Annotated in this window: 23 protein-coding genes and 3 riboswitches; of the genes, 11 read left to right on the top strand and 12 right to left on the bottom strand. The window is 38.2% G+C overall.

What is annotated here, in order from left to right; translation table 11 throughout:
* Window positions 1-2 precede the first annotated feature (2 nt).
* The 3 genes from MN086_RS11060 (at window position 3) to MN086_RS07055 (ending at window position 3536) form a co-directional block, all read left to right on the top strand.
* Entirely contained in the window at window positions 3-1241 is a 1239-nt protein-coding gene (locus MN086_RS11060; RefSeq protein ID WP_371875203.1) for an O-antigen ligase family protein, read from the top strand.
* 39 nt (window positions 1242-1280) lie between these two features.
* Window positions 1281-2516 carry a glycosyltransferase family 4 protein gene (locus MN086_RS07060; protein WP_248575314.1) on the top strand — a complete coding sequence of 412 codons (1236 nt, stop codon included), beginning with the start codon at window positions 1281-1283 and terminating at the stop codon, window positions 2514-2516.
* Window positions 2517-2675: 159 nt separating this feature from the next.
* Window positions 2676-3536, top strand: coding sequence for an NAD(P)-dependent oxidoreductase (locus MN086_RS07055; RefSeq protein WP_248575313.1), 861 nt, complete (start codon window positions 2676-2678; stop codon window positions 3534-3536).
* Between the two features lie 48 nt (window positions 3537-3584).
* Here MN086_RS07055 and MN086_RS07050 read toward each other — a convergent pair whose 3' ends face one another.
* The 7 genes from MN086_RS07050 to MN086_RS07020 form a co-directional block, all read right to left on the bottom strand.
* Complete coding sequence (locus MN086_RS07050; protein ID WP_248575312.1) at window positions 3585-4442, bottom strand: hypothetical protein; 858 nt, start codon at window positions 4440-4442, stop codon at window positions 3585-3587.
* Window positions 4442-5461, bottom strand: coding sequence for a Gfo/Idh/MocA family protein (locus MN086_RS07045; RefSeq protein ID WP_248575311.1), 1020 nt, complete (start codon window positions 5459-5461; stop codon window positions 4442-4444). The genes MN086_RS07050 and MN086_RS07045 overlap by 1 nt, the downstream gene beginning before the upstream one ends.
* A 21-nt stretch (window positions 5462-5482) precedes the next feature.
* Complete coding sequence (locus MN086_RS07040) at window positions 5483-6571, bottom strand: DUF1972 domain-containing protein (RefSeq protein WP_248575310.1); 1089 nt, start codon at window positions 6569-6571, stop codon at window positions 5483-5485.
* Window positions 6572-6779: 208 nt separating this feature from the next.
* Complete coding sequence (locus tag MN086_RS07035; protein ID WP_248575309.1) at window positions 6780-7697, bottom strand: hypothetical protein; 918 nt, start codon at window positions 7695-7697, stop codon at window positions 6780-6782.
* A 26-nt stretch (window positions 7698-7723) separates the two neighbouring features.
* Window positions 7724-8086 carry a hypothetical protein gene (locus tag MN086_RS07030; RefSeq protein WP_248575308.1) on the bottom strand — a complete coding sequence of 121 codons (363 nt, stop codon included), beginning with the start codon at window positions 8084-8086 and terminating at the stop codon, window positions 7724-7726.
* A gap of 83 nt (window positions 8087-8169) precedes the next feature.
* Window positions 8170-8248: riboswitch (cyclic di-GMP riboswitch) on the bottom strand.
* A 52-nt stretch (window positions 8249-8300) separates the two neighbouring features.
* Window positions 8301-9908, bottom strand: a complete 1608-nt coding sequence (locus MN086_RS07025) for a hypothetical protein (RefSeq protein ID WP_248575307.1) — start codon at window positions 9906-9908, stop codon at window positions 8301-8303.
* A gap of 131 nt (window positions 9909-10039) precedes the next feature.
* Window positions 10040-10131: riboswitch (cyclic di-GMP riboswitch) on the bottom strand.
* A 141-nt stretch (window positions 10132-10272) separates the two neighbouring features.
* A riboswitch (cyclic di-GMP riboswitch) is annotated at window positions 10273-10352 on the bottom strand.
* A 247-nt stretch (window positions 10353-10599) separates the two neighbouring features.
* Window positions 10600-11769, bottom strand: coding sequence for a LamG-like jellyroll fold domain-containing protein (locus MN086_RS07020; RefSeq protein ID WP_248575306.1), 1170 nt, complete (start codon window positions 11767-11769; stop codon window positions 10600-10602).
* 258 nt (window positions 11770-12027) lie between these two features.
* On the opposite strand from MN086_RS07020, the gene MN086_RS07015 reads away from it, so the two are divergent.
* Entirely contained in the window at window positions 12028-13023 is a 996-nt protein-coding gene (locus tag MN086_RS07015) for an MraY family glycosyltransferase (protein ID WP_248575305.1), read from the top strand.
* Between the two features lie 96 nt (window positions 13024-13119).
* On the opposite strand, the gene MN086_RS07010 is transcribed toward MN086_RS07015, so the two are convergent.
* The 3 genes from MN086_RS07010 to MN086_RS07000 form a co-directional block, all read right to left on the bottom strand.
* The gene (locus tag MN086_RS07010; protein WP_248575304.1) at window positions 13120-15471 is read right to left on the bottom strand and encodes a tyrosine-protein kinase; all 2352 of its coding nucleotides are present in this window, start codon (window positions 15469-15471) and stop codon (window positions 13120-13122) included.
* Window positions 15472-15481: 10 nt separating this feature from the next.
* Window positions 15482-16240, bottom strand: coding sequence for a polysaccharide biosynthesis/export family protein (locus MN086_RS07005; RefSeq protein WP_248575303.1), 759 nt, complete (start codon window positions 16238-16240; stop codon window positions 15482-15484).
* A gap of 105 nt (window positions 16241-16345) precedes the next feature.
* On the bottom strand, window positions 16346-17125 hold the full coding sequence (locus tag MN086_RS07000) for an RNA methyltransferase (RefSeq protein WP_248575302.1): 780 nt from the start codon (window positions 17123-17125) through the stop codon (window positions 16346-16348).
* 102 nt (window positions 17126-17227) lie between these two features.
* On the opposite strand from MN086_RS07000, the gene MN086_RS06995 reads away from it, so the two are divergent.
* From MN086_RS06995 to MN086_RS06980, 4 genes are all read left to right on the top strand, one after another.
* Window positions 17228-17623, top strand: a complete 396-nt coding sequence (locus MN086_RS06995) for a rhodanese-like domain-containing protein (RefSeq protein ID WP_248575301.1) — start codon at window positions 17228-17230, stop codon at window positions 17621-17623.
* Window positions 17624-17704: 81 nt separating this feature from the next.
* Window positions 17705-18562, top strand: coding sequence for a DnaJ C-terminal domain-containing protein (locus MN086_RS06990; protein ID WP_248575300.1), 858 nt, complete (start codon window positions 17705-17707; stop codon window positions 18560-18562).
* 10 nt (window positions 18563-18572) lie between these two features.
* Entirely contained in the window at window positions 18573-18944 is a 372-nt protein-coding gene (locus MN086_RS06985) for a heat shock protein transcriptional repressor HspR (protein ID WP_248575299.1), read from the top strand.
* Window positions 18945-18970: 26 nt separating this feature from the next.
* Window positions 18971-20824, top strand: a complete 1854-nt coding sequence (locus MN086_RS06980) for a bifunctional diguanylate cyclase/phosphodiesterase (protein ID WP_248575298.1) — start codon at window positions 18971-18973, stop codon at window positions 20822-20824.
* Here the strand turns inward: MN086_RS06980 and MN086_RS06975 are convergent.
* The gene (locus MN086_RS06975) at window positions 20787-21803 is read right to left on the bottom strand and encodes a lytic transglycosylase domain-containing protein (protein ID WP_248575297.1); all 1017 of its coding nucleotides are present in this window, start codon (window positions 21801-21803) and stop codon (window positions 20787-20789) included. The genes MN086_RS06980 and MN086_RS06975 overlap by 38 nt on opposite strands.
* A 9-nt stretch (window positions 21804-21812) precedes the next feature.
* Window positions 21813-22709 (bottom strand): CoA ester lyase, encoded by an 897-nt coding sequence (locus tag MN086_RS06970; protein WP_248575296.1) that lies wholly within the window; start codon window positions 22707-22709, stop codon window positions 21813-21815.
* 45 nt (window positions 22710-22754) lie between these two features.
* On the opposite strand from MN086_RS06970, the gene MN086_RS06965 reads away from it, so the two are divergent.
* The 3 genes from MN086_RS06965 to MN086_RS06955 all read left to right on the top strand — a co-directional run bounded on the left by MN086_RS06965 (window position 22755) and on the right by MN086_RS06955 (window position 25598).
* Window positions 22755-23255 (top strand): YgjP-like metallopeptidase domain-containing protein, encoded by a 501-nt coding sequence (locus tag MN086_RS06965; RefSeq protein WP_248575295.1) that lies wholly within the window; start codon window positions 22755-22757, stop codon window positions 23253-23255.
* Between the two features lie 76 nt (window positions 23256-23331).
* Window positions 23332-24321 (top strand): hypothetical protein, encoded by a 990-nt coding sequence (locus MN086_RS06960; protein WP_248575294.1) that lies wholly within the window; start codon window positions 23332-23334, stop codon window positions 24319-24321.
* Window positions 24318-25598, top strand: coding sequence for an ATP-dependent RecD-like DNA helicase (locus MN086_RS06955; protein WP_248575293.1), 1281 nt, complete (start codon window positions 24318-24320; stop codon window positions 25596-25598). Before MN086_RS06960 ends, MN086_RS06955 begins: the two co-directional genes overlap by 4 nt.
* Window positions 25599-25715: the final 117 nt, after the last annotated feature.

Below are 25715 nucleotides of genomic sequence, written 5' to 3'. Positions count from 1 at the left end.
TCATGCCGCCATATTTAGGATTCGGTATAGGAGGTGAAGGTTTTGCTATCTCATTAAAAAGAATTTTATTGATCATTTTATTTATCTCATTGACCCTTTCTCTGACTCAAAACTTGAAACATATTGCTCAACGGATGTCACCGGTATATCAGCAAAATAGAGCCATGATAAACATATTGCTACTATTTTTTGTTGTAAAACTGTTTTCTCTAACCATGAACAGTAGAGAAGTATCACAATATATTATGATCCTTATAGAATTTCTCTCTTCCGTGTTTATTATAATATTGACAATCCTTTTGATCCATACAAAAGAGAGTATTGACCAATTGGTCAAGATCATTTTTTATGGCTATACCATAGTTTTGATATTTGTCTTGCTTGAGTTTATATTAAAGTATCCCATATATGGGACCTTGGCTTCAGATAAAATTATGTTGCTTACGGATGCAACCATGGGTTTAACAAGAAGCGGAATGTATCGTGTAAGGACAAGTTTTCTTAATTCCATTGTCCTAGGCCAATATCTTGTTATCTTATTTCCTATGGTAGTAGCCTATATCTATAAAAACAATTACTCTTTACTGTTGAAAATGATCTATCTACTATTGTTCATATTCGCAATCTATTCAACTGGGTCACGATCGGCTATTGTAATGTCAATGATCCTGGTTTATATCTATTTGGTCCTAAACATCTATAGAAGGGGTAAAGAGTATAGATTGATTGCACACATGTTAAATGTTATTGTGATTGGTGTGGTTTTCTATTTTCTATTCAATTATATCCATATGTTAATCATGAATTTTCATGGCCGTTTTGACCTGCTTAGTGGAGGGGAAGAAGTAAGAAGTTCAACTTCCAGGGCACTTCAATATGTGGCTGTGTATGATAAAATACAAGAGGCACCTTTTTTTGGGTTTGGAAAAGAGAGAAATTTCGTAACCAAATTTGATTTTTATGCCATAGATAATTATTATTTCTGGATCATCCTGGAAGTTGGTCTCATTGGGACTTTACTCTATTTGTTATTTTATTATTTTTTAATAAAGACAGCTCTGAACCTCTATAAAAGATCTCATAGACACTATTATCTTTTGCCTACCCTGATAGGAATATTACTTATCATAGGTTCTATGTTTTTGGTACAACCTCCGGATAACCATATATATTTATATCTTTTTGCAGGATTAATATGTGTGATGAAAGCACTTCAAACAAATAAAAAAGTGTTAATGTGAGATTGTACATAAGGTTTTATAGTGGTGGAAGGGAAGAAAATGAAAATTTTACAAATTAACAATTATCACCATGTAAGAGGTGGTTCGGACCGTGTATATTTTGAGACCTCCAAACTATTGGAAAAAAATGGTCATAATGTTCTATTTTTCAGTGTCAAAGATGAAATGTCTGAGGCGCATTACAGTGATAAGTATTTTATACAGCCTTTCAATTATGAAAATACAGGTACTTTACATAAAATTAAATTGGCAGCACAATTTCTATACAATAAAGAAGCACGTGATAATTTGGAATTGCTTATCAAAAATGAAAAACCGGATATAGCACATCTACATATTTTTTACGGTCACATAACATCATCGATTCTACCTGTTTTGGCTAAATACAATATTCCCACTGTCATGTCTGTTCATGACTACAGAATGCTATGCCCGGCCAATGTGATGCGAGACAGTGAAGGCAAGATCTGTGAAAAATGTGCTGAGGGGAACTACCTCAGTTGTATTATTGGAAAATGTACAAAGCATAGCCTGGTCTACAGTTCAATTGCAGCAATGGAATGTTTTGTAAGAGATCAGTTTTTCTCCTATGAAAAGTATATAGATAGATTTATTATGGTGAGCCGGTTTATCCTCGATAAACATATCCAATATAAACCATCTATGAAATCCAAAAGCGAACATGTTTATAATTTTATTGATCTTGACAAGTATTCTCCTCATTTCTCACATGAAGATTACTATTTGTATTTTGGTAGATTGTCTCGTGAAAAAGGGGTCATGACACTTCTCAATGTATGGAGAAAATTTCCTCATGTACATTTAAAGATAGTTGGTACCGGGGAAGTTGAAGAAGAGGCCAAACAGTATATTGCGAAGCATAACATGTCAAATGTCGAGTTTGTCGGTTTTTTGAATGGCGATGCGTTGTTTGATGTTGTTAAAAGGTCAAAATTCCTATTTGTGCCATCTGAATGGTACGAAAATAATCCCATGACGGTCATCGAAGGTTTTGCTCTTGGGAAACCGGTGATAGGAGCAAGAATAGGAGGTATTCCTGAATTGATAAAGGAGGGATTTAACGGTTATCTCTTTGATAGTGGAGATTTAGATGATTTAACGGGTGCAGTGCAAAAAGCTCAAAGTATTTCAAATGATGCGTATAGGTCACTTGGAGAAAATGCACGAAATTTTGCAGAGGAACATTTTAACGAAAACAAACATTACCATGAACTTTTAAAAATATATCAAAAACTCTTAACTGATCGACCTTAGATTCCCCTTTGCCATAAAGTTTGAATATGTTATTATTATTACAATATATTTGTAGTTTGAATAATATTTTATTATGTCATAAATACATATTGAATGGATCTCAAATCGATCTTAACATAGGGTAGTCAGTGTTATTTATAAGATAAAAGGTTGTGATATATGAGTGATAAAAAAGTTTTGGTTACTGGTGCAAACGGTATGCTAGGTTCGAACATTTTAAAGTTTATATCATATAAGGATGTGATCGGCTTTTCACACAGTGACCTTGATATTACGGATTCTACTATCGTACGAGATGTACTCACATCTGAAAAACCTGATATTATCATTCATACAGCAGCCTTTACGAATGTAGAAGCATGCGAAGTGGAGACCGATAAAGCGTATTTGATAAACACGATAGGTACACAGAATCTTGTCAATTATGCTTTAGAGCATAATATTTTATTTATATATATTTCCAGTACAGGAATCTATGGGAAACAGAAGGATATTGCCTATACGGAATTTGACAGTGTACATCCCACTACAGTACATCATACCTCAAAGTACGAGGCTGAAAAGATCGTTCAAAACCATCTTAACAGATATCTTATATTGAGGACAGGCTGGTTGTACGGCGGTGATAAGACACATGCAAAGAATTATGTGTATAAAAGATATCTGGATTTGAAGGATAGTGATGTGAATTATTCAGTCGCTTCCCAGATCGGAAATCCAACCTATGTCAAAAATTTGGTCAAACAGATAGAGGTGTTGATCTCATCAAAGATCTATGGACTTTATAATTGTGTCGATCATGCCCAAAATATTTCAAGATATCATTATGTTAAAAAGATCGGTGAATTGTTTGACTTAAAATGTGAAGTGAAAAAAGCCCCGGAAGGCATGTACACAAGAGTTGCTCCTGTATCTCATAATGAATCAGCAATAAATTATAAGTTGGATCTGTTAGGCCTTGATGTCATGCAGGAATGGGAAGTGGCACTTGCAGAATATATAGAGTATTTAAAAAAGTAGATGAAACTGGACAAAAAATCCATTCTATTCATCTACAAAAAAAGATGGCTACAGCACAGTTTCCAAAAGTTCTTTGGTATCTTTTATATGTGAAGGAGATGAGGCTCCAAACAGTACAGACTTCACACTTCCTTCCAGAGAACCGATATACTCAACGGCTTCTTCAGGTTTGATAGCCCCTGATGCCAAAAACGACATCGCAATATTATAACTGTCATTCTTCTTTAACGTATTTTCAACCTCTGCTTGTGAAGGATTCATTCTGAAACCGATCTTATCGATATCACTTACAATAATCGGATCTACCAATCCAAGTTTATTTACCAGAACATCATGCAGTTTGACATAGTTCATCGTAAAAAAACCAGCTTTTACATTATATTTTTCTTCTGTGTATTTAGAAAACTCATACAGAATATCATACATTTCCAATCCTAACAATAGGTCAGTCACGATGTTAAGAAGAAATATTCCCTGCACATTCATCCCTTTGAGCAATTTCATTTCTGAATCAACCAACAATTGCATGATCGGCACAGGATTTGCAGTGATCAACGAACCTGCACCTTTGATCCCAGCCATGATCTTGTTTCCGGGGGTAAATTTATTAATCGCTTCAAAGATACCTAATTCAACCATAGCATCTGCATACTTATGCGCATACGGCATACTTGGGTATAATTTGAAGTCATCAAATTTTGAATTCTGTTTCATCATTTCAAACACTGGTTCTAGCTGATTATGTGTTGTAAACATAAAACTCTTGATGCCGATATCATTTACATATTCCAATATCTTGTAAATATCTTCGGCTGTTCTAAACTTTTGGGCTTGTTTAATTGCTGTCTCTTCTGACATATGGTTTACACCAAAAAACTGATTGTCTCCAAAAATAATCTTATCCATTATAGTAACCCTCCAGAAAGTTCTTTTGTCTCTTCAAGCAGTCTATCAGTTACACTGGCAGTGTAAAATGAAGATGTTGCCTCATCGATCTCACCGTGGAGTAGACTTGAGAATTCCATTAGTTGACGGGAGAAGTCTTCACCTCTGAGATAATAAGGCACATTGGTATTTTCATCTGTTACATAGATCTTATTCCAACCTTTTTCCAAATTCAATTGGGTGTTGGCTTCTGTAAGAAAGATACCAAGTTCCTGTTTACTTGCACTTATTTTCCCTTTGCTCCCCATGATCTCAATACTGTTGGTAGCTTTTCGTACAGAGCTGTCAGACCAGTTGATATAGTTAAGACCAACAACTTTATCACCATGTAATAGTGTGGAATAGACAATATCATCGACTGCAGTGGAGAATACTTTTTTGAGTGCGGATGACTGTACTTTTACATCTGTACCAAAAAAATAGGTGGATAGATCAAAACAGTGTGGACCATAATCAAAAAGACATCCGCCACCTTTTTTATAATCATTCCGCCATCCCTCACTGTTTTCTTTCAAGATAACACCACCGGTCATACGATTGAGATAGTTACTGACCTCACCGATCACATTCTGATCTAGTAGTTTTTTGACATGTTGGAAGATCGGATTAAAGCGGTTTACATAACCTACCTGTCCTTTGACATTATGTGCATTCGCCAGTTCGACCAAAGATTTGCTGTCGGCATAGCTTAATGTAAAAGGCTTCTCGACAAACAAATCGATACCCCTCTCGATACAATACTTTGCAAGGTCGAAGTGAAATGCATTGGGGACAAGTACCATTACCCCATCAAGAGGTACTTCATCGATCATTTTTTTATAATCAGTATAGGCTGCGAATTTAGTGTTTTTTTCTAAAAATCTCAATAAGGGTTTGGAAGTATCACAAATAGCTTTGACTTCTATCCCCGGTGTCTGGTTAGCAATTGCCAAATGTGACATGCCCATCTTTCCAATACCAATCAATGCTATATTTTTCATATGTGAATCCCTTTCTTTTATTTAAAACAGTTTTTCGTATTCCTTAACTATATATTTCCATGTATAAATTTTCTCAGCAATCTCTTTCATGTTTTCCCTACAACCATCATAAGACTCTTTTTTATTATACTGGATATGATCAATTAATTCAGGTATATTAGAAAAATAAAATGCTTTATCTTGTGTCGTATATCGATTAAAATTAACATCAGTTGCGATAATGGGTAGTTCTAAATGCATCGCTTCCACTAGCGACGGATTTGTTCCCCCTGAACTCTGGGCATGGATATACGCAACACAATTTGATCGTAGTTGATCCAATATCTGTAAGTCATATATGGCATCAACTAAATGAATATTGGATATTTGAGAATATTTTTCTTTTAATGATCTACCGTAATCACTCACATTCCAATTCGCAACAAAGACAAGATTTTTTTCGGGTATTTGTTTAAATGCTTCTAAGATCACATCGATATTATTGTCAGGCTGTGCCCTGGCAACGCCAATATAATACGGCTCTTTTAAGAATGGGTATGTTGTAATGACTTCATCCGTCAGATCCAATTTTGTTGCATGGTCACCACCATAAGCGATCATATGACTTTCTGCACCGTATTCAGAAGCAATGTAATCTTGAAGTCCTTTATTATCAGCCACGATTGCATCAGAATATTTTACTGCTATCTTTTCAGAATATTTCAAAAACCAACGTGCAAATCTATTCCATTTTGATCTTTTCCACTCCAGGCCTGCCATGTTGAAAACGATATTCCTTTTTGTAAAGAGTGAGATAAATGGAAGAATGATAGCACCAGAAGATCCAAGCAAAAGAAGGACATCTTTACTGTTATGACTGTCTTTTAGGGAAAGAAGAATAGATACTATATCATAGGGTACACTTTGTACACCATTGGCATTAAGCGGTATATATTGTAACTTTGCTTTCTGGTATGTATCTATTTTATCTTCATAGAGGTTGGAGCTGCAAAAAACAGTTAGATCAAAATCATCACTGATATATTGGCTTAAATAATCTGCAAATGTTTCAAATCCACCATACTTTGCCGGCAATCCTTGGATCCCGATTGTATAAACTTTTGTTTTCATTGCTTCCTACTTTAAAATAGTAATTCATTATAACCAAAGTAAAATAAAAAGTTATTTTTTAATATTTGTTTTAGAGTGAATGATGTGTTTTGATCATAATATTGATAGATGGTATAAAAAGGGGCTTCATGTAAATTTGATGCTCTTTGATACACCGCTACAGGTAACGGTGCAGTAGGGTAGGGAGACGTTTTTAGTACGTCTTCCTTTATGGTGCACTAACAAACGGCGGTGGGTTAGCTTCAAGTTCCGCTTTCGTAATTCCACCTGTGATGAGGTTGAACGGTTGCCAGTCATTTGTGATTTTCTTGAATCTGCTGATACCGACATCACCAAGCGTAATATAACTTGAGTTCTTGTAATCAGAACCTATATGCGCTACATAGTTTGCCAAGTGTCTATCATCCGGTAGATTAGGATTCTGAACAGCAAGTCTCAGATACAACTGTACAAATACTGCTTTATGCGGCTTGACCAATTGATGGATCGTATGTCCCCATCCATGCCATACCCAGTAATGCTCAGGTTTGTAGAGACCAAAACCATTTGCAGATATTCCTTCACGAGTATCCAGTGGGTTAGCTAGTCTTATTGGGTTGTAGATCGTACCACATCCTCTAAAGTTGTCACCGGCAAAAGGATCACCTGCACTTGGCATGTTCATTCCTTCATGATCTATGGTGTTTTCATATTGTCTCCACTCGCCATCTGCGTAGAGTACCCATGCTCTTAGATATCCTGCTTCAACAACTGTATTGGTAGCTTGATTGATACTTGGAGAACAACTGCTTCCATTTCCCTGCTCTTCTATCTCATACCATGCATTTACACTGGCGACATCCATATTTGGAAAATCTCTGGCTACACCGCCAGAAAATTGCGGATATCCAGAATTTGTTTGGGAAGTGTACCCAATATTAGGTCCATATAGGTCATCCCATATAAGATTTAAACTATTAGGTAGTACACCTGATGTACTGACCGGGTCAGTTGTTGTAGACGGTGGAGTAGGATCCGTAACTGTTGTTACCGTTCCTGACACAGGAGTTAATGTATCTCCTTCCAATGTAAAATCTGCCATGAGCATTGCAAGTGAAGTGATCAAGAGTAAAAGTATTTTTTTCATAATTCAATCCTTTTTTTAATTAATATTTATAGGCTAACAATGTCGCCTGCAGCATCTACTGTTATTTTACCAGAATATGTGGCATAAGTATTTTTATCAGAGTCATATACCTGTAATGTGAACTTTTCTCCGGGTATAACTTCAATTTCAAATTCACCATTCTCATCGGTAGAAAGATCGGTTCTGACCCAGTTGTCACTAATAGCATCTACTCTTAGGTTTGGTATTGCTTTCTGATTAGTATCTATGATACGATCGGTATATATAGTGTAATCGGTATAATAATCTTCTGCTTCTATAGATGAAGTTCCACTTCCTCCACCACATCCGGTGAATAACGTTACAAGCATCACCATAAAGATACCCAGTGTTGTTTTGTTTAAGTACATTTGTGTATTACCTTTTTCTTTATAAATATGATAAAAGCGTGTTGTGAAACATGTGAGAATGTACTTCTCAGAAAACGGAGCATATAGGCAGCCCGGCCATCTCATTAGTTGAGGTCCTAAGCTTTCCGTCCTTGCTTCACAACAAGTTTGGCTTTTTCAGTGTTCAAATTGTAGTATAAGAGTGTTACCCATATATTACTTATTCATTTTCTAATTATAAGCTTGAGTTATTAACTATTTCACCCGAAGCAACAGCGGAGATTGTCCCGTTGTATGTAGCAGTGTACTTATCTGTAGAGTGATACGCTTTGAGTGTGAATGCTTTTCCCGGGATCACTTCAATTTCAAATTCACCATTCTCATCGGTGCTAAGATCGGTTCTGATCCAGTTGTCACCAATGGCATGAATATGCAGATTTTTCGCCGGTGTACCATCAGGGTAGAGGATACGATCGGTATAGATACCTAAAGCCTCTTCAACAGGCTGGCTCAGGCTCCATGTTCCAGGATGCGATATAGTACCTTCATACTTTCCATCTGCCAGACGTGTTGCATAACCTTCTTCGATCCAGATCCCCTGTGCATAGTCGTAGTACCATAGAGGGACGATTTCAGCTGTCGCTCCTGTGGCTGTATGGAATCTTAAAGTGATGTCATCAGATATATTTAATGCATTACCTGACTCATCTTTCAGGTCTACCACCATCAATCCATAAGAGACAAATGGAACCATATCCCCATAAGCGTTTTTCCCTTCATATGCACCAGGGAAAACTTCACGACCTTTCTCTGTCGCTACATCTTCATAAGCAACTTGGGCAGTGGCATTCCCGCTATAAGGATTTCCTGCAGTATCTGTATAGATCCCACCGGCTATGTCGATACCAAAGAAATATGACCAGAGTTTTCCATTCTGGCTGTCTGCAGTATTTTGGTCATCATACTTATCCAGAGAGAATTCAAGATAGTTTGGAGAGAGGGTAGTGCCATCTGAATATTCTTGAATAGCGATGATCTCACTGTTCATATAATACCCATCGAGTTCAAATGTGACCACTGCTCTGTCGCTAACAGCAATGTCATTTAGTGCGTAAAAACCTTGTGCATCGGTCTGAGTGACACATCCATTGATCGTCACTGTAACATTTGCTAGACCCGTACCTGAAACACTATCCTTAACCTGTCCTTGCTGCATGGCAGGCCCACTTTGGCAAACAGGTGCCGGTTCAGTTACGATCGGATCAGTGACGACTGGGTCAGTTGGTGCCGGTTCAGTTACGATCGGATCAGTGATGACTGGGTCAGTTGGTGCTGGTTCAGTTACGATCGGATCAGTTACAACTGGATCAGTTGGTGCCGGTTCAGTTACGATCGGATCGGTTACAACCGGATCTGTTGGTGCCGGTTCAGTTACGATGGGCTGAGTACTTTCTGCAAGTGTTGTAAAAATGTTGTCATTACTTACAACAGGTCTGCCTTTTTCATCTTCAGAGACTATTCTATAATGATATTCTGTATTTGCCTGTAAATTGTATAAGGTAACAGTACCTTCTTCTTGTACTGAAACTTCTGAACCATACTTATTCGTTGTACCGTACTCTACTGATTTTGTAGTATAACCATATGGTGTCCAATTGATAGTGGCAGAATCTTCTGTAGTCACGGCACTGATATCTATCTGTACTCTTTTTGGTGTTGATGTTGTCGTTAAGTCTGTTGTCGCTGCATCTGTTGCAGTTGTTCCTCCACCGCCACAACCTGCAAGCAGTGTTGCAAAAGACAGTATAAGTAGATTTTGTTTGATATTGTTAAGTCTAAACATTGGTTTATATTCCTTCTGTGTATGAACGTATATCGTTGTGAAGAAAATATATTGAAAAGTATGGGAGGGATATCTTCTATGAAGAATGGAATAAACCACTATAAATATAGCATTACTTTGTTGTATGCAACAAAGGCAACTAGGCTATCTCACTATTTTTATTAATATTATGAGACCCTTGGCTTTCCGTCCCTACTTCACAATAGGTTTGGCTTTTCTCACTAACTTGATGAGCATTATATTGAAAGAGCATTACCTCAATATTACCCACATGCCTGAATTTTTATTAAGATTAGGATTATAAACTTTCTATAAAAGTTATAATTTATGAAGAGTCACCGTTTGGGATACGATAGTTCTCAATAAATGCAACCCAGCTATCTTTTTTTCAAAAGACCTGAAGCTTTCCGTCCCTGCTTCACAACAGGTTTGGCCTAATACTTTTATTACTATCACTTATGATTTAGTAGTATCTTAAGTCATAGTCATACCGGAATAATACACAATTAAACTGAAAATAATATAAAATTAAAATATATGTTTATCATCAATTTGTTTGATGAAGTGTGATTTTTGATCTTTTGTTTTGATGAGATGAATGTTGAGGGAGAGTGATATCCGGAAGAAGAAAAATACGGAGCAGCACAGATGGCTGCTCCGTGTGGAACGCTTATTCTATGTAGAGAAGAGATTACTTGATGAATCTTCTTCTAACTGGATAGAAGAGTCCCAATGCGATCATCAGCAAGAACACCATATCAAAGTGCTTACTGTCAGGGTTGTATGTACAACCACCGCCACCACCGCTAGATACAGTTGGCTCTGGTGCTGGTACTGTAGTGTCTACGACAAAGCTGGATACTGCCAACGGATCTGAAACAGTGCCGTTTGAATCTGTTTCTGTAGATGTCACGGTGATGTTACAATCGTCATATGTTCCATCAAAAAGCGGGTCAAATGTGATGGTTGTATCGGTGTCACCTATTGCAATTGCCGGTGTTGCAGTTGCAGACATACAACCACTTATTTCGATGGTCCCATTTTTATCTGAAGAGAAAGTATAGTCCGGTGTATCATTATCAGTCGGGGTTGGAACCGGTGTGACTTCAAGCAAATGTGGTTTCAATCCATCCATATAATGCTCTTTGATCGTAGTTCCATTCAGGTCGGTAGCATAAAATTTGATATCGTCAAGTTGGCCTGTATATGACCAATCAATAGTAGTTGTATAATCTAGCGTACCGATCGTTACATTTGTATCACATGTCAAGTCAGTGGCTGTTCTACTTATATTAAAATCATTTTCACCGTTGACATAGACCCTTACCTGACCCGGTTTAAGGACGTATGCTATGTGATTCCATTGACCATTGGCTATGATCGCAGTACCGGTTACACCATTTCCAAGGTTTCCATCGGCTACCTGAGCTCTAATAGCTCCTACTAAAGGATCTACCCCCACATACCATTTGACAACACTAGTCGCACGTCCTATCATCATATCACCATATAATATTCCCTCAGGTATATTTGATGACTTCATCCAGAACTCTATGGTGACATTGGCATCGGGAGCCCAATCAAAGTCTACTGTATTTGCAATCTCGATCGTGTCATTGCCATCAAAACTCTGTGCACCATAGACTTGACCGTCACTAGGAGTAGGACAACTGTCCGGGGATGTACATGTCCCGTTGGCATCACCGATAGTACCAGTATCTTCATAGATTGATCCAGCGGTTTCATCCAGTTTCCAATGGTGAACCGGATTCGCTGCAAAAAGTGATAGTGACAGCAATATTGGCGTCACTAGAAGCATTCCTAACATCTTTTTTAACACATTGACTTTATTATCTCGCATAATATACTCCTGTTATTAAATATATGTATATAAACCAATAGCCCCTTTAAGGATTTGACTTTAGTATAAAAAGAGACTTGAGGTAATCAGCACTCCTTGTTATTAAGTTTTAGCTTAATATTTCACTAACATTTAAAGTATACAACAAAATAAAATATAAATCAAACTCTATTTATTTTACAAATACTATAAAAAAATATTTTTTTATAGTATGATTAGAAATGGACAGAATATGAAAATAACCTAAAGGATTCATTTATGGATATTTCATTATTAAGCAGTATTTTTTTGACTTCTCTGGCAGGTATGGTTCTACTCATGATCTTTGCGAAGAGAGTAGGATTGATAGATATCCCCAATGAAAGAAGTGTACATAAAAAACCTATACCACGAGGTGCAGGGGTCGCTTTTGTTATGGCTATAGTGATCACATTATTTCTCTTTGATCTTGGGCATTTGAAAACATATTATTATATTTATGCAGCTATCGGATTAGTGTTTGTAGCAGGGGTATGGGATGATCTACAAAATATTTCACCAAAAGTAAAATTCATCTTTATCTTTTTTTCTTCACTCATATTATATCTCAATGATGTTGCTATATTTTCTTTGGGAACGTATTTGGGTTATGAAATCATCTTACCGGGTTGGCTGGTGTTCCCTTTTACCTTTTTTGCCATAGCAGGGTACACCAATGCATTGAATTTAATGGATGGTTTGGATGGATTGGCAGCATCGATCTCTATCGTGATCCTTGTTACTTTTTTGGCTATAGGTTTAGTACATGGTGACGCGTTTATTATTTTACTATCGTCATGCTTCATCGTTACACTTCTTGCATTTTTATTGTTTAACTGGAACCCTGCAAAAGTATTTATGGGTGACAGCGGTTCACTCTCATTAGGTATGGTGATATCCATTTTAGGTATACAATCGACGCAGTACATTACACCCATATCTATTTTGTTTATCGTTGCACTGCCTGTTTTAGATACCTTTATCGTAATGATACGGCGCATGCAACGTCACATATCACCGTTTCACGCAGATAAAAACCATATGCACCATTTTTTGTTCAATGTAAAAGGAGATATCCGCTATACGGTCATCATCTTGGCGATGATGCAAATGATATTTTCCATTATAGGATACCAGGTAAGTCAGGCAAGTGATTTTCTCTCTTTGATCCTGTTCATATTGTTGTTCTCTATCTATTTAAATTTATTCGATCAACGGTTGAAAAGACGTCATTGATGTTAATTTCAATACGTTGATTGATGATGAGAGAGGGGAGATGGGAGGTCCTTAACAAAGGAGTGTAAAATTCATAAGGTAAAAAAGTCTATCCTATCACTTATTTCCATATCCGTACCCATACCCATATCCATAGGCTCCCGAAGATGCATCTACGGAATTGATGACTAAACCGATATGTTTAAGATCATGTTTTGTGACCAGGTCATTTAAGTCTGTCACAAATGATTTTTTTGCATAATTTTCTCTGAACACGATCAGACTTATATCGGCATACTGCATGAGATGCATCGTATCTGTTACTAATCCAAGCGGAGCGCTGTCTATGAAGATATAATCATATTCCTCTTTTAACGCCTCGATCAACTCATCCAGTTTATGCGTGAGAATGAGTTCTGAAGGATTCGGTGGGATAGGACCGGAGGAAATAATGTCCAAGTTTTTATATTCAGTGGATTGAATGATCTCGCCGATCCTGTTTCGCCCGCTCAGATAGGTACTTATCCCGGTACTGTTGGATACATTAAAATAATGATGAAGTGTAGGTTTCCTCAAGTCTAAATTAACTACGATCGATTTAATGTTCGCCATTTGGAAAATGGCACCTAAGTTCGCCACGATCGTACTTTTTCCTTCTCCTGAGACAGTTGAAGTCACAAGAATAACATTGGCTTGATTCTCTTTTCTGGCAAATTGTAAATTGGTACGTAAGCTTCGATAACTCTCTGTAAACGGCGACCTTTGATCTTTAAAAACCTCCAGTTTAAGCGCTTTTTGGTTTAAGGTAGGAAGAATACCATAAATTGGCAATGTGGTAAGGTTCTCAATATCATGTCTTGTCTGTATCTTGTCATTCATCAGGTTACGAACTAAAGCCTGTAAAATACCCAAAATGATACCAGATAGAAGAGCAATAAGAAGAAGAATAGGGGTCTTGATCCCAATAGGTTTACCATTGCTGTAGGCATGATCAACGATCCTATAATCTGAGAGTATCGCCACTTTCAGCATCTCATTTTCAGATTTTTTCTTAAGAAGATAATTATAGGTTTCAGAGCTTACTTGATAGTCTCGTTTGAGATTGATGAGTGTCCTCTCTTGTGTTGGCAATGACTCAAGGTTTTTCTCATATAACGCTTTCAGCTTTTGCAGATTTTTATTTCTATGCGTCATGCTGGATTTTAAATTTTCAATGCTTAAAAGGATTTTATTCTTAATATGCTTTATCTGCTTACGGACAGCAACTAAACCCGGATGTCTACCAGAGTACTCGATCCTTAATCCTTCTTCTCTGATCTGTGCTTCCTGCAGCCTGGTAATAAGCTCTAGTGTCGACTGATCATTCATCTCCATTAATGAAGGTGCGATCGCATCGATATTTTTACCTTTTTGTACAAAAGGAAGGAGGTTTTCCATAATCTCTTCGTTTAATTTATTTTGTGAGAGTTGGACTTCGATGCGGCTTAACTCTGTAATGAAAGTTTCAGCTTGCAGTGACGGATCGATCGCTTGATATTCTATTCTGTATCTTTCAAGTTTTTCCTCAGACTCATCCAGTTTTGTTTTCATGTCACTGAGCTGCTTATTGATAAAATCGATGATTTGATTGGTTTGTCTGCTTTTATCTGTCACACTTTGAAGTATGAAGCTTTTACTGAGTGCATCTACATATGCATTGGCTCTTCGGTGAATGGTATCTTTATAGGTAATTTGTATCAATGGGGCAGAGGGATTGGGTTGATTCACTTGAAGGTTTTTATTGATCATTCCTTCAAATATCTGTCTGTTATCACCCTTGAGAACAAAATAGATCGGTTCATCAACCGTCATTTTTTGTTCGATCGTGAATTCAAAATACTCACTCTCAACCCGGTCTCCATAGTGATAGACCTTCTCATCATCCAATTCTATGATCTCTTTGTTCAATAGAAAATAGAGTATTTTCTTTAAGAATGAATTCTTTACTTGAAGTTGATAGCCATTTTTAACTGGAGTCAGCTTTATCACGGTCCCAATGATATTCAGATCATCCTGATAAATGATTTTTATATTTTTGACTTCTATAGGACTCTTATGATAGAGTTCAACTTTTTTAAACCATTCATAGACAAAATACTGTACCTCGAAGTCTAATGTGCTGAGTGCATGGTTATTGATATGAAAGGTCTTAAGGATTTCAATCTCTTTATCGAGCTTTTCATTACCAAAATTGGAGAAAGCACTCCTCAAAAAGTCTTCTTGCTGTATATTTTGTTTTGTGTCCGTCTTTACTTCAATAAGTGCACTGGAGATGTAATGGGGTGCTTTGAAATAAAGAAAGAGAGATGTGATGAACAGTACTGAGAGAGTAATGATCAGGGTAGACCACTTATACTGGAAGATTGTTTTAAATACTTCCTTTATATCGATGTCAAGGTTTTCAATCTTGAAATCATTTGTGGTCTTCATGATCTGTTATCTATCTATCTCTTAAATATTCAACATTCACTATCGGTTGTGTAATTCTTCCTGCTAGGTCAAAGACTGGAGTGACTTCACTTACACCTATGTTAAATGCTCTTACACCATTCGGTGCTACATAAATGGTATCACCAGGATAGATCATTAAGTTGGCCATTTTAATCGAATTCGCACCGGTAAGGTCTACAGTTTCTGTCACTACGGTGTTCTTTCTCTGTTTCATAATGACGATAGCATGTCTATTGGCATAATTTGTTAAGTCTCCTGCTCCAGCCAGGACTTGCAAAAGAGTGGCTCTTTCGTTAAAGAGATTTACTTCTCCTGGTTTGTTGACTTCTCCCAGTACATAGGCTCTCTTGTTGAGTACTTGCAAGTTGAGCTCTGCATCTTCGAGATACGCTTTATATGCCTTTTCTATCTTTGCTTGTGCAGCCGGCTGTGTAAGCCCTGCAATATGTATAGACTTGACAAGCGGCAGTCTTACATAGCCTTTGGAATCAACCAGGACACCTGTAGTATCTTGTCTTTGGCTATTGATACTGGTTGTACCAAGTTCCGGATGGTTATACATCGTGATAGAGATCCTGTCATGTGGACGGATTCTATATTCGTACATACCTTCACTGCCTATTACTGTGACACTTTTCTGTGCCTGCTCATTACTTACATTTGTGTCATGAAATAGGACTAAATCGGATTTAGTTGAACACCCTGCCATTGCAAGAGCAGCTATGATAAACAATACTACACGTTTCATGATATACCCTTTCTTGAAATTTAATATATTTTGAGTATATCAAAAATACAATTAACATACAACATTATTTTTTAATTTTATGTATAAATATTATTGATTATAATATTAAATGGTGTGTTTGAATTGATACATCATAATAGAAGCTGCAACGCCTACATTAAAACTCTTCACACCTTTTGTCATCTCTATCGTGACCACTTCATCACAGAGATCCAATATCTCATCTGACAAACCTAAACCCTCATGGCCCATAAGCAGTACCCATTTCTCTGCGACTTTGACAGAGGCAAGAGGCGTCGAATCATCCGTGACTTCTGCCGCATAGATGCGGTAGCCATTTTCTTTAAGTGTCATGATGGTCTTATGTAAATCATCATAGAGATGTGTTTTGAGCATACTTATATGCCCCATGGAGACTCTAAGTGCCCGTCTGGAGTAGGGGTGCGGTCCATACGCAGGGAGGAGGTATGAGTTTATACCTATGGCAGCAGCTGAGCGTGCGATGGAGCCTATATTTTGTGTAGAACTTATCTCATCGAGCATAATGATCTGATTATCAAGGTCGCCAAGGGGCGTCTGTTCGGGACGTATACCATGCATCATGACATTATGGTGTATCTTGTGCCCTACGATCTTCTGCATAAGAGCTTTACTTGCGACAAAGAGTTGAGGAATCTTTTTCTCTTTGATGAGCGGTGCATAGGTATCATAATACTCTTGTGTAGCCAGTATACTTTTTACTGTGATATCTGTCTTTAGAAGCAGGTTCACTACTTTGGGACTGTCTGCTATAAAACTGTTGTCAGAGGTAAAAGCTTTGTCTCTTAACTGATGGTAAATGTCGAGTTCTGGTATGTTTATGTCACTGATATGTATAAAATTCATAATGCATTGTACTCTAAGGGTATAAAATCCACGGTTACTACACCCTAATTTGTTACAATATTAAATACTAGACTCGTATGATGATGAAGATAAGGAACAGAGATGAAGAGAATAGTGATCGGTTTATGTCTTATGACAGTATCATTGATGGCAGAGTTATATCAGGTTTGGGCAACACCTGAGTTTGCTGAAAAAAATATGAAGATCATCGATATCCGTACACCTGCAGAATGGAGAGAAACAGGGATCGTAAAAGGTTCCTATACGATCATGTTTTTTGATGAAAAAGGGAATTTCAATGTTCCGGATTTTTTGGAACAGTTAGAGAGGGTTGTTAAAAAAGATGAGCCTTTTGCACTCATATGCAGAGTGGGAAGTCGTACGGGAATCGTTTCCGAATTTTTATCTGAAAGGTTAGGCTACAAGGTCACTAATTTGAAAGGCGGTATTATGAAGATGATACACGAAGGCTATAAAACAGTACCGTATCAACCATGATTCCATCTAACTTGATTGACATTGACTAAACTTTTCTGATATAATTTTTTAAAATAAAAAAACCATTATTTTAGGAATACCATGTCAAAAAGTTTATATGAAACACTCGGTGTAAGTGAAAATGCTTCTGCCGATGAAATTAAAAAGTCTTATAGAAAACTCGCAAGAAAATACCACCCTGACATTAACAAAGATGAGAGTGCCGTAGATAAGTTCAAAGAGATCAATGCAGCCTATGAAGTACTCTCAGATCCTGAGAAAAAAGCGCAATATGACCAGTTTGGAGATCAAATGTTCGGCGGGCAGAATTTCCATGATTTTGCACAGAGACAAGGCGGAGGTGTTGACCTCGATGAGATTCTCAGACAAATGTTCGGTGGAGGCGGTGGAGGCTTCAGTGGCGGTTTTGGCGGGGCACAAGGCGGTTTTGGCGGTTTTGGTATGCCTGACCTTGATCTGCAGGCACGTATCACCGTACCATTCATGGTAGCGATCAACGGTGGCAAACACAATGTCTCTGCCAATGGACAAAATTTTGACATCAAGATCCCAGCAGGGATCAAAAGCGGTGAAACTATGCGTGTACGCGGTAAAGGTAAACAATACCAAGGACATGTAGGAGACCTCCTTATTCAGGTAGAAGTTGCAGCTTCCGATGAATATGAAAGAAAAGGCGACAACCTCTATAAAACATTTGATGTGCCTTTAAAAGATGCACTTTTTGGAGGTAAGATCGCCATAGATACACCGGAAAAAGAGGTGTCGCTCAAAGTACCTAAAAATACGAAGAACGGTCAGAAATTCAGACTGAAAGGCAAAGGTGTCGCTGACAGAAAAACGGCATTGAAAGGTGACTTGTACCTTGTAGCAAATGTGGTTTTACCTGATGTAGATACATTGGATGATGAACTTAAAGCGATGATCGAAGCAAAACTCTAAAGGATATTCTATGCACAGTTATGATGAACCCGTGTACCTAATCTCTGTAGTGGCTAGCATGCTAGACATACATCCCCAGACACTGAGACAGTATGAACGTGAAGGTTTGGTTGAGCCTTCTCGTACGCAGGGACGTATGCGGCTTTATTCACAACGTGACATTGAACGAATGAAACTCATTTTGCGTTTAACACGTCAAATGGGTGTGAACCTTGCCGGGGTCGACATTGTGCTGCAGCTTAAAGAACAGATAGATGCAATGCAAGAAGAGATAGACCAATTACGTGAAGAACTCAGTAAAGTAAATCGTAATGGTTCTGTACATTCAAGTAAGGCATTGGTTACAAAAAGTTCCTATGATATTATTATCTTCGAGGATTAAGATCAAAATTATTGTATAATAGATATATGAAGCATCAAAAATATTATACATTTCTTCAAAAACAAATTCTTCTAATGATCGGGCTTTCTCTTATTCCCGGGCTTGTGTATGTCATTGTTGGTTGGATTTTTCATATTGTTACTCCTGCATTGGTATGGTATGGTATATTGTTATGTATTTCATTGTATGGGTGGACGCTATATAATGAATTTGCTACATACAAAATGGATGAAAATCATTTAAAAAAATGGTATAAAAAACTTACATGGTTCATGTATATGATCTTTTCTGTCTGGTCATTGGTATTTGTAATGTATGTCGGATATGACAAATACCATATACACTACATAGCCATTTTTACACAGTTGGGTGCTGCAGTTGTTGCATCAACCCTGCTTATCTCTGATAAAAAACTGTTTGTGCCTATTTTGGTTACCCTGATGCTGCCGTTGACCGTCTATTTTGCATTTATCGATACATGGTATGGATATATACTCTCCCTCTTTTCTCTTATATTTTTATTTGTCTTATTGTATGCATCCTTTAATACCAACAGATTATTACAGAAGAATTATTCCCAAGCGCAGCATGACATTCTGACAGGGCTCTATAACCGACGCTATTTTATGGAGTACATGGAGTCTTTGATTGAAAGATTGGCCGTAAATCAGAAAACTGCATGTATGTTTTTGATAGATCTGGATCATTTTAAAACCATTAATGACTCTTTGGGACATGATATCGGTGATAAGTTGTTGATAGAAGTTTCCGAACGTCTTAAAGCGTATGCCAAAGATACACATATAGTAGCGCGTTTAGGAGGTGATGAGTTTATCCTTATAAGCAAAGAGTTCAATGAAGAAGTGTTCAAAAGGGATCTTGCATATGGTTTTTCGGAAGGATTGCTCAAGGTCATTCGAAAACCTTATAGTATTGATGGCCATCATCTTCATATCAGTGCTAGTATCGGTGTACATCAAATCAACCCTTCATTCATCTATAGTAAAAACTTTATTAGGGAAGCAGATATAGCGATGTATGAAGCAAAGGCTCAAGGCAGAGACGGTGTAATCGTCTTTAACCAGGACCTTGCAAAGAGGGTTGAGAGACATCTTCTTATAGAGCAGAAACTACATTATGCACTGAATGAAAATAAAATAGAGGTATTTTATCAGCCGCAGTTTGACAAAGATGAAGAAGTAATGGGTTGTGAGGCACTGATCAGATGGGATGACGATGAATTGGGTAGAGTGGGCCCTGAGGAGTTCATTCCCATAGTGGAAAATACTGGGTTGATCTTAGAGGTCGGCAGCTATGTGCTAAAAGAGACATTTGAAAGTATCAATAGATGGAATGCAAAAGGTAGGAAATTAAGTTCTATTTCGGTGAATATCAGTATGAGACAACTGTTATGCGAGACATTTGTCAATGAAGTAGATCGTTTGATCAAAATCTATTTTCCTAAAAAAGAGAGCGGACAAAAAATTATTTTTGAGATTACAGAGCATGTATTCGCTGAAGATATGAAAAAAGTGATCAATATGATGAACAGATTAAAAGAGATCGGTATTTCATTTTCCATTGATGACTTTGGTACGGGGTACTCTTCACTCAGTAATTTAAAAATGTTACCCATCGATGAAGTAAAAATAGATAGAACATTCGTAGCGCGTTTGGATGACGGTCAAGATGATAAGAAGATGATCAGTACGATCATCTCCATAGCAAAGAATTTTGATCTGAATATTGTGGCTGAGGGTATAGAAAAATTTGAACAGCTTCTCTTCTTGATCAAAATAGAGTGTGATGTGTTTCAGGGATTTTATTTCGAGGAGCCACTCTCTAAAACGGCATTTGAGGAGAAATATATTTGTACTTGACAGCCTGTGCAATAAGGTGTATGGCCATACCATAGCTTGTTGAATTATTGTAACGTGTCAGTACACGGAAGTTTTTGGCCCCCAGCCAGATGTCATCATGGGTAAGGTTACGGTTTTTAAGCAGATAGGCTTTAGGTTCATTAAAGCGCTTTAAAGGTGTGATACCATGCTTTAAGATCGTCTTTAATGGCAGGGGTCTTCTGTGGCTTGTTTTGAGCTTTGTATAGCGCTTTCCTTTAAATTTGGTCGGGATAGCGACCTGGGCTCCTTTTTTCCAGCCATTCTTATGCATAAATTTTGCAATGATCCCAATGGCATCCTCCAAGTCCCACGGGTCCTTTTCCCCGTCACGGTTATAGTCCATACCAAACTTTCTGAAGACCGAAGGCATTTGCTGTACCATGCCCATAGCTCCGGCAAAAGAACCCTGCAGTGTAGTGATATCATAGTTCTGTTCTCTGGCCATCAAAAAGAGATGTTCCAACTCGGACTTGAAAAATTTCTTCATACGGTTTTTATGAAAGGCAAGGGTGCTCAAAGCATCCAATACATTATAGTCTCCGCTGTATTCTCCAAATTTGCTTTCCACTCCAATAAACCCCACAATGTACTCCATGTCAACCCGATATTCTCGACTTGCTTTTAGGAGTGTTTTATAGTATCTCTTTTTAAACGCTTTGGCTTTGTCTAGAGTGACCGGGTCAAGTACATGTGCTTTGTATCGTTCCCAGGGACCATTCGTGCTGCCTACTTTGTATTTTCCTGTATATCGTGCCAGTGTGTCGCGGTCAAGTTTCGCACTCTTTAGTACAGCAGTTATATAGCGGTGTGTGAAATGATGTTTTTTTACCATTTTATTGATGAATGACTTGACCTCTTTTTTGGCTAGGAAATCATACGGAATGGGAGGACGATCATCATTTGCAGACAGAAAATATGGTAAAAGTATGGTGAGTAATATTAGTGTAACAGATCTCAACTTCTCGCCTTAACTATGATTGAGAACCAACAGGCTGTCACGGTAGATGGGCTCGTCTATGAATCCGTATTTCTCATCCATGAATCCATTGATACCTTGTGCGGCATGGGTTTCAAAAGCCTCTTTGATATGCAAAGCCCTTGCTATCTCATCTCTGTTGGTATTAAATATTTCATTGGCTATCTGAACCTGTTTGGGACCCATACATGCTTTGGTGTCAAACCCCATCATCTTTTCCCTTTCACACCATGCTTTGAAGGTCTCTGTGTCATTATACTCCTGGAACATAAATGAGATAGGGTGTATGCCTGCAGTTTTTGCATCTACCAAAAATTTGGAGAGAATGTAGTCTATGGTAGGATTATTCAGCGTTACTAAAGACTGGGGCAATCCTAAAGAGGTGAGAAGATCCAGGATACCTAGGTTCGCTGTGGTAAGGCGTCCATCTATACGCAGTGAACTCAAGCTTTCAAAGGCCTCTTTTGTCTCCAGTGAGATATGCAGCTCCTTATCTGCACTTAGAAGGGTAAGTGCCTGGGCAATCTCAGTCTGGTTTTTTACTTTTGCCACACGGACTGCATCAAAGCCAAAATCATTCAAAAAGGCTATCTCTTCCGCACCGCCTTCATCTAAAGGATTGGTACGCACAATAATGAAGGAGTTGGCGTGTTCCATATATGAGAGAAAAAGAGCGATGTTATGCAGGGCTTCTTTTTTACGTGAGGGGGCGATGGCATCTTCAAGGTTGAGGGTGATCATATCTGCATCATGCTCATCTATACGGTTGAGATGCTTGAGGTTAAGCGGGTTGAGCATCATGTTGGAACGGTGGGTAGGTTTTACGGCAGGGGTTTTTCTTTTATTTCCAAAGGTTGTAGGGAGTGTCTCTAAATTATCAAATATCATACTGTTATAGTATCTAAAATTAACTCAAAAGAGATATAATTTCCCATGTTAAAATACCTTAATGGTTACGATACCCAGTTGAAAGCACAGGTGCAAAACCTTATAGATCAGGATAAACTCGGCGAGTATCTTCTCTCAAAGTACCCCACATTGCATGAGTATACTACCGATAAAAGTCTCTACAGCTATGTTCAGGCACTGAAACATACCCACATGCGAAATGCCGCGCCCATTTCCAAAGTACTTTACGATACGAAGATACGCGATATTCACGCTGCACTTGGGACACATACCTTTGTATCACGCGTACAAGGCGGGAAGCTTAAAGCCAAAAATGAAATACATATCTCACATCTTTTTAAAAAAGTCCCTGAAGCCTTTTTACGGATGATAGTGGTACATGAACTGGCACATATCAAAGAGAAAGAACATAACAAAGCGTTCTATAAACTCTGTACCCATATAGAACCGGCATACCATCAGCTTGAATTTGATCTGAGGCTTTATCTGACCTACCGTGATAGATTTGGCGCGTTGTATATTTGATGGGGGATCCGGGGTATTGAAAGCGGCAAAAGTTTGTTACAGTATAATACTTTAAAAAAATCCAGGGTGGCATAGCATGAACCGACTCATCCTCATATTGATCTTTTTTTCTGTTTCGCTTCTTGCAAGAGAAGAGATGTTCCCTACACAGGAATGCCCTGCATTTAATAACATGAAACATACGCAAAATACCCATAGCGTACATTTGGATAAAGAAAAAAAATATACGATACTCAGACACTATAAAGGACAAAACCTCATAGTAGTAAAAGGTGAACATCCGGCTCAGAGATGGGTGGATGAGCAGTGTTTCCCCAAACGTTCAGAATCTTCCAACCCCCTCAATGTCCAAAGGGTTGAGAGTAAGGTTATTGGTATCGATAATGGGCTTGATCAAACGCAAAAATATGACTATAGAAATATCTCAAAACAAAACATTTTGACCCTCTCCTGGCACAATGCTTTTTGTGAAACTCACAGGGTAAAGAAAGAGTGTAAAAGAAGTTTGTTTGCTTTTGGAAGACCCAACTACAGTGAAAAACATTTTGTACTCCACGGACTCTGGCCACAGCCTAAAAATAAAAACTATTGTGGTGTGGACAGTCATACTGTGGCTATGGACAAACATAAACAATGGAACAGACTTCCAGATATTCCTTTAAGTGATGAGGTCAAAAAACGTCTGCAAAAAGTGATGCCGGGGGTGGCTTCAAATCTGCATAAACATGAATGGATCAAACACGGTACCTGTTACGGTACAGGGGCAGAGAGATATTATGCAGATGCTATTAAAATGGTAGAACAGGTCAATGATTCCAGGGTAGGAGATTTTTTCAAAAAACAGATAGGTAAATATGTGACGTTTCAACAGGTCCGTACTGTATTTGACAGGAGCTTCGGAGTGGGTGCAGGAAAACGGGTAGAGTTAAAATGTCATAAGGGACTTATCACGGAACTCTGGCTGCATGTAGGGTCTGGAAGTGATGATCTAGGCGCACTGTTAACAGAGGGAAAACAGACACGAAGCCGCTGCCAGGGCGGATTTGTGGATAAGGCTGGGTTTTGAGCGATAAAGTCGATGTATTAGAAGCACTAAAACACTCCAATGTTTTCTTGACAGGTGGTGCAGGGGTCGGAAAGAGCTATATAACCAATGAGGTGATCTCTGACTACCGAAAAAGAGGGAAACAGGTTGTCTCTTTGGGCTCTACTGGGGTAAGTGCTGTGAACATCGGAGGTTTTACCGTACACAGTTTTTTTGTCTTCGGTATCGCCAATAATTTTGAAGAGTTGGCTGCGGGAGACAAACGGGCGAAGGGTCGGCTTTCAGACCTCAAAAAAGTACTCAAAGCCACGGACCTTATCATCATCGATGAAATTTCCATGGTAAGTACGGACTTGATGGATATGATAGCCTATAGGCTGAACCACTACGGCTATCTGGGGAAAGTGCTGTTTGTGGGAGATTTCTTTCAGTTGCCACCGGTGCAAAAACAGCCCAATAGACAGGATGTCTTTGGAGAAAAGCTCTATGCCTTTGAGAGTATGGCCTGGGAACGTTTTGATCTGACTGTCATTGAACTTACCAAGATGAAACGTACCACAGATGCAGAGTTCACGCATATCCTCTCCAAGGTCCGCAAAGGGCAATGTGATGAAGAAGTGATCCAGTACATGACAAAACTTTGGAACAATGAAGGGTTGGAGAAAGACCCGACCTATCTCTTTGGCCGTAACCTGGAAGTGGAACGGACCAACAGGGCCAAGATCAATGAACTTGATACCGAAGAGACCATACTTTTTGCAAATATAGAGATGTTCGGTTCGGTCCATGAAAAGAAACTGGCAGGCTGGAAAAATATGCTGCCTATCTCCGAACATTTGACGCTCAAAGAGGGTGTTCCCATCTTGTTTACTGTGAACAAATGGGGAAAGTTCGTGAACGGGGAGAGAGGGATACTCAGAAAGATAGAAGAGGACCATCTCATTGTAGAGAAAGAGGATGAGTTCGTGCGTGTCGAAAGACATGACTTTGATCTGGTCGATATGCTGGTAAAAGATGACGGTACCGTTGAGACGATGTCCCTTGCGACACTTTCACAGTTTCCTCTGAAGCTAGCCTATGCGGTGACCATACACAAAAGCCAGGGTATGAGCATAGATAATCTAGTCTGCAATGTGGACAACATCTTCGCACCCAGCCAATTCTATGTGGCTATATCCCGTGCGATCAACCCCAAAAATCTGAAGATAGATTTTAACAGGGGAGATCTGACACAGTATCTCAAAAGGGTCATTCATGTGGATGATAGAGTGGTGGAATATTATAAAAATCTGATTTAAATATATCATTGTAAAGCGCTCCAACCTGTTTTTTATCTACTTCTCCTGTGCTCGTTAGGTTTATATAATCACTAAATAGTATAATATATGACTTTTTGTTATCTTAAAAGAAAAATA

Origin of the sequence: Sulfurovum sp. XGS-02 (genome assembly GCF_023213175.1) — a bacterium.
Lineage (GTDB): Bacteria > Campylobacterota > Campylobacteria > Campylobacterales > Sulfurovaceae > Sulfurovum.
The sequence above is the reverse complement of the archived record's forward strand: the minus strand, read 5'-3'. Positions and strand labels throughout refer to the sequence as shown.

Coding starts and splice junctions, on each gene's coding strand:
- MN086_RS11060 (WP_371875203.1), top strand. CDS start 3: ATGCCGCCATATTTAGGATTCGGTATAGGAGGTGAAGGTTTTGCTATC.
- MN086_RS07060 (WP_248575314.1), top strand. CDS start 1,281: ATGAAAATTTTACAAATTAACAATTATCACCATGTAAGAGGTGGTTCG.
- MN086_RS07055 (WP_248575313.1), top strand. CDS start 2,676: ATGAGTGATAAAAAAGTTTTGGTTACTGGTGCAAACGGTATGCTAGGT.
- MN086_RS07050 (WP_248575312.1), bottom strand. CDS start 4,442: ATGGATAAGATTATTTTTGGAGACAATCAGTTTTTTGGTGTAAACCAT.
- MN086_RS07045 (WP_248575311.1), bottom strand. CDS start 5,461: ATGAAAAATATAGCATTGATTGGTATTGGAAAGATGGGCATGTCACAT.
- MN086_RS07040 (WP_248575310.1), bottom strand. CDS start 6,571: ATGAAAACAAAAGTTTATACAATCGGGATCCAAGGATTGCCGGCAAAG.
- MN086_RS07035 (WP_248575309.1), bottom strand. CDS start 7,697: ATGAAAAAAATACTTTTACTCTTGATCACTTCACTTGCAATGCTCATG.
- MN086_RS07030 (WP_248575308.1), bottom strand. CDS start 8,086: ATGTACTTAAACAAAACAACACTGGGTATCTTTATGGTGATGCTTGTA.
- MN086_RS07025 (WP_248575307.1), bottom strand. CDS start 9,908: ATGTTTAGACTTAACAATATCAAACAAAATCTACTTATACTGTCTTTT.
- MN086_RS07020 (WP_248575306.1), bottom strand. CDS start 11,769: ATGCGAGATAATAAAGTCAATGTGTTAAAAAAGATGTTAGGAATGCTT.
- MN086_RS07015 (WP_248575305.1), top strand. CDS start 12,028: ATGGATATTTCATTATTAAGCAGTATTTTTTTGACTTCTCTGGCAGGT.
- MN086_RS07010 (WP_248575304.1), bottom strand. CDS start 15,471: ATGAAGACCACAAATGATTTCAAGATTGAAAACCTTGACATCGATATA.
- MN086_RS07005 (WP_248575303.1), bottom strand. CDS start 16,240: ATGAAACGTGTAGTATTGTTTATCATAGCTGCTCTTGCAATGGCAGGG.
- MN086_RS07000 (WP_248575302.1), bottom strand. CDS start 17,125: ATGAATTTTATACATATCAGTGACATAAACATACCAGAACTCGACATT.
- MN086_RS06995 (WP_248575301.1), top strand. CDS start 17,228: ATGAAGAGAATAGTGATCGGTTTATGTCTTATGACAGTATCATTGATG.
- MN086_RS06990 (WP_248575300.1), top strand. CDS start 17,705: ATGTCAAAAAGTTTATATGAAACACTCGGTGTAAGTGAAAATGCTTCT.
- MN086_RS06985 (WP_248575299.1), top strand. CDS start 18,573: ATGCACAGTTATGATGAACCCGTGTACCTAATCTCTGTAGTGGCTAGC.
- MN086_RS06980 (WP_248575298.1), top strand. CDS start 18,971: ATGAAGCATCAAAAATATTATACATTTCTTCAAAAACAAATTCTTCTA.
- MN086_RS06970 (WP_248575296.1), bottom strand. CDS start 22,709: ATGATATTTGATAATTTAGAGACACTCCCTACAACCTTTGGAAATAAA.
- MN086_RS06965 (WP_248575295.1), top strand. CDS start 22,755: ATGTTAAAATACCTTAATGGTTACGATACCCAGTTGAAAGCACAGGTG.
- MN086_RS06960 (WP_248575294.1), top strand. CDS start 23,332: ATGAACCGACTCATCCTCATATTGATCTTTTTTTCTGTTTCGCTTCTT.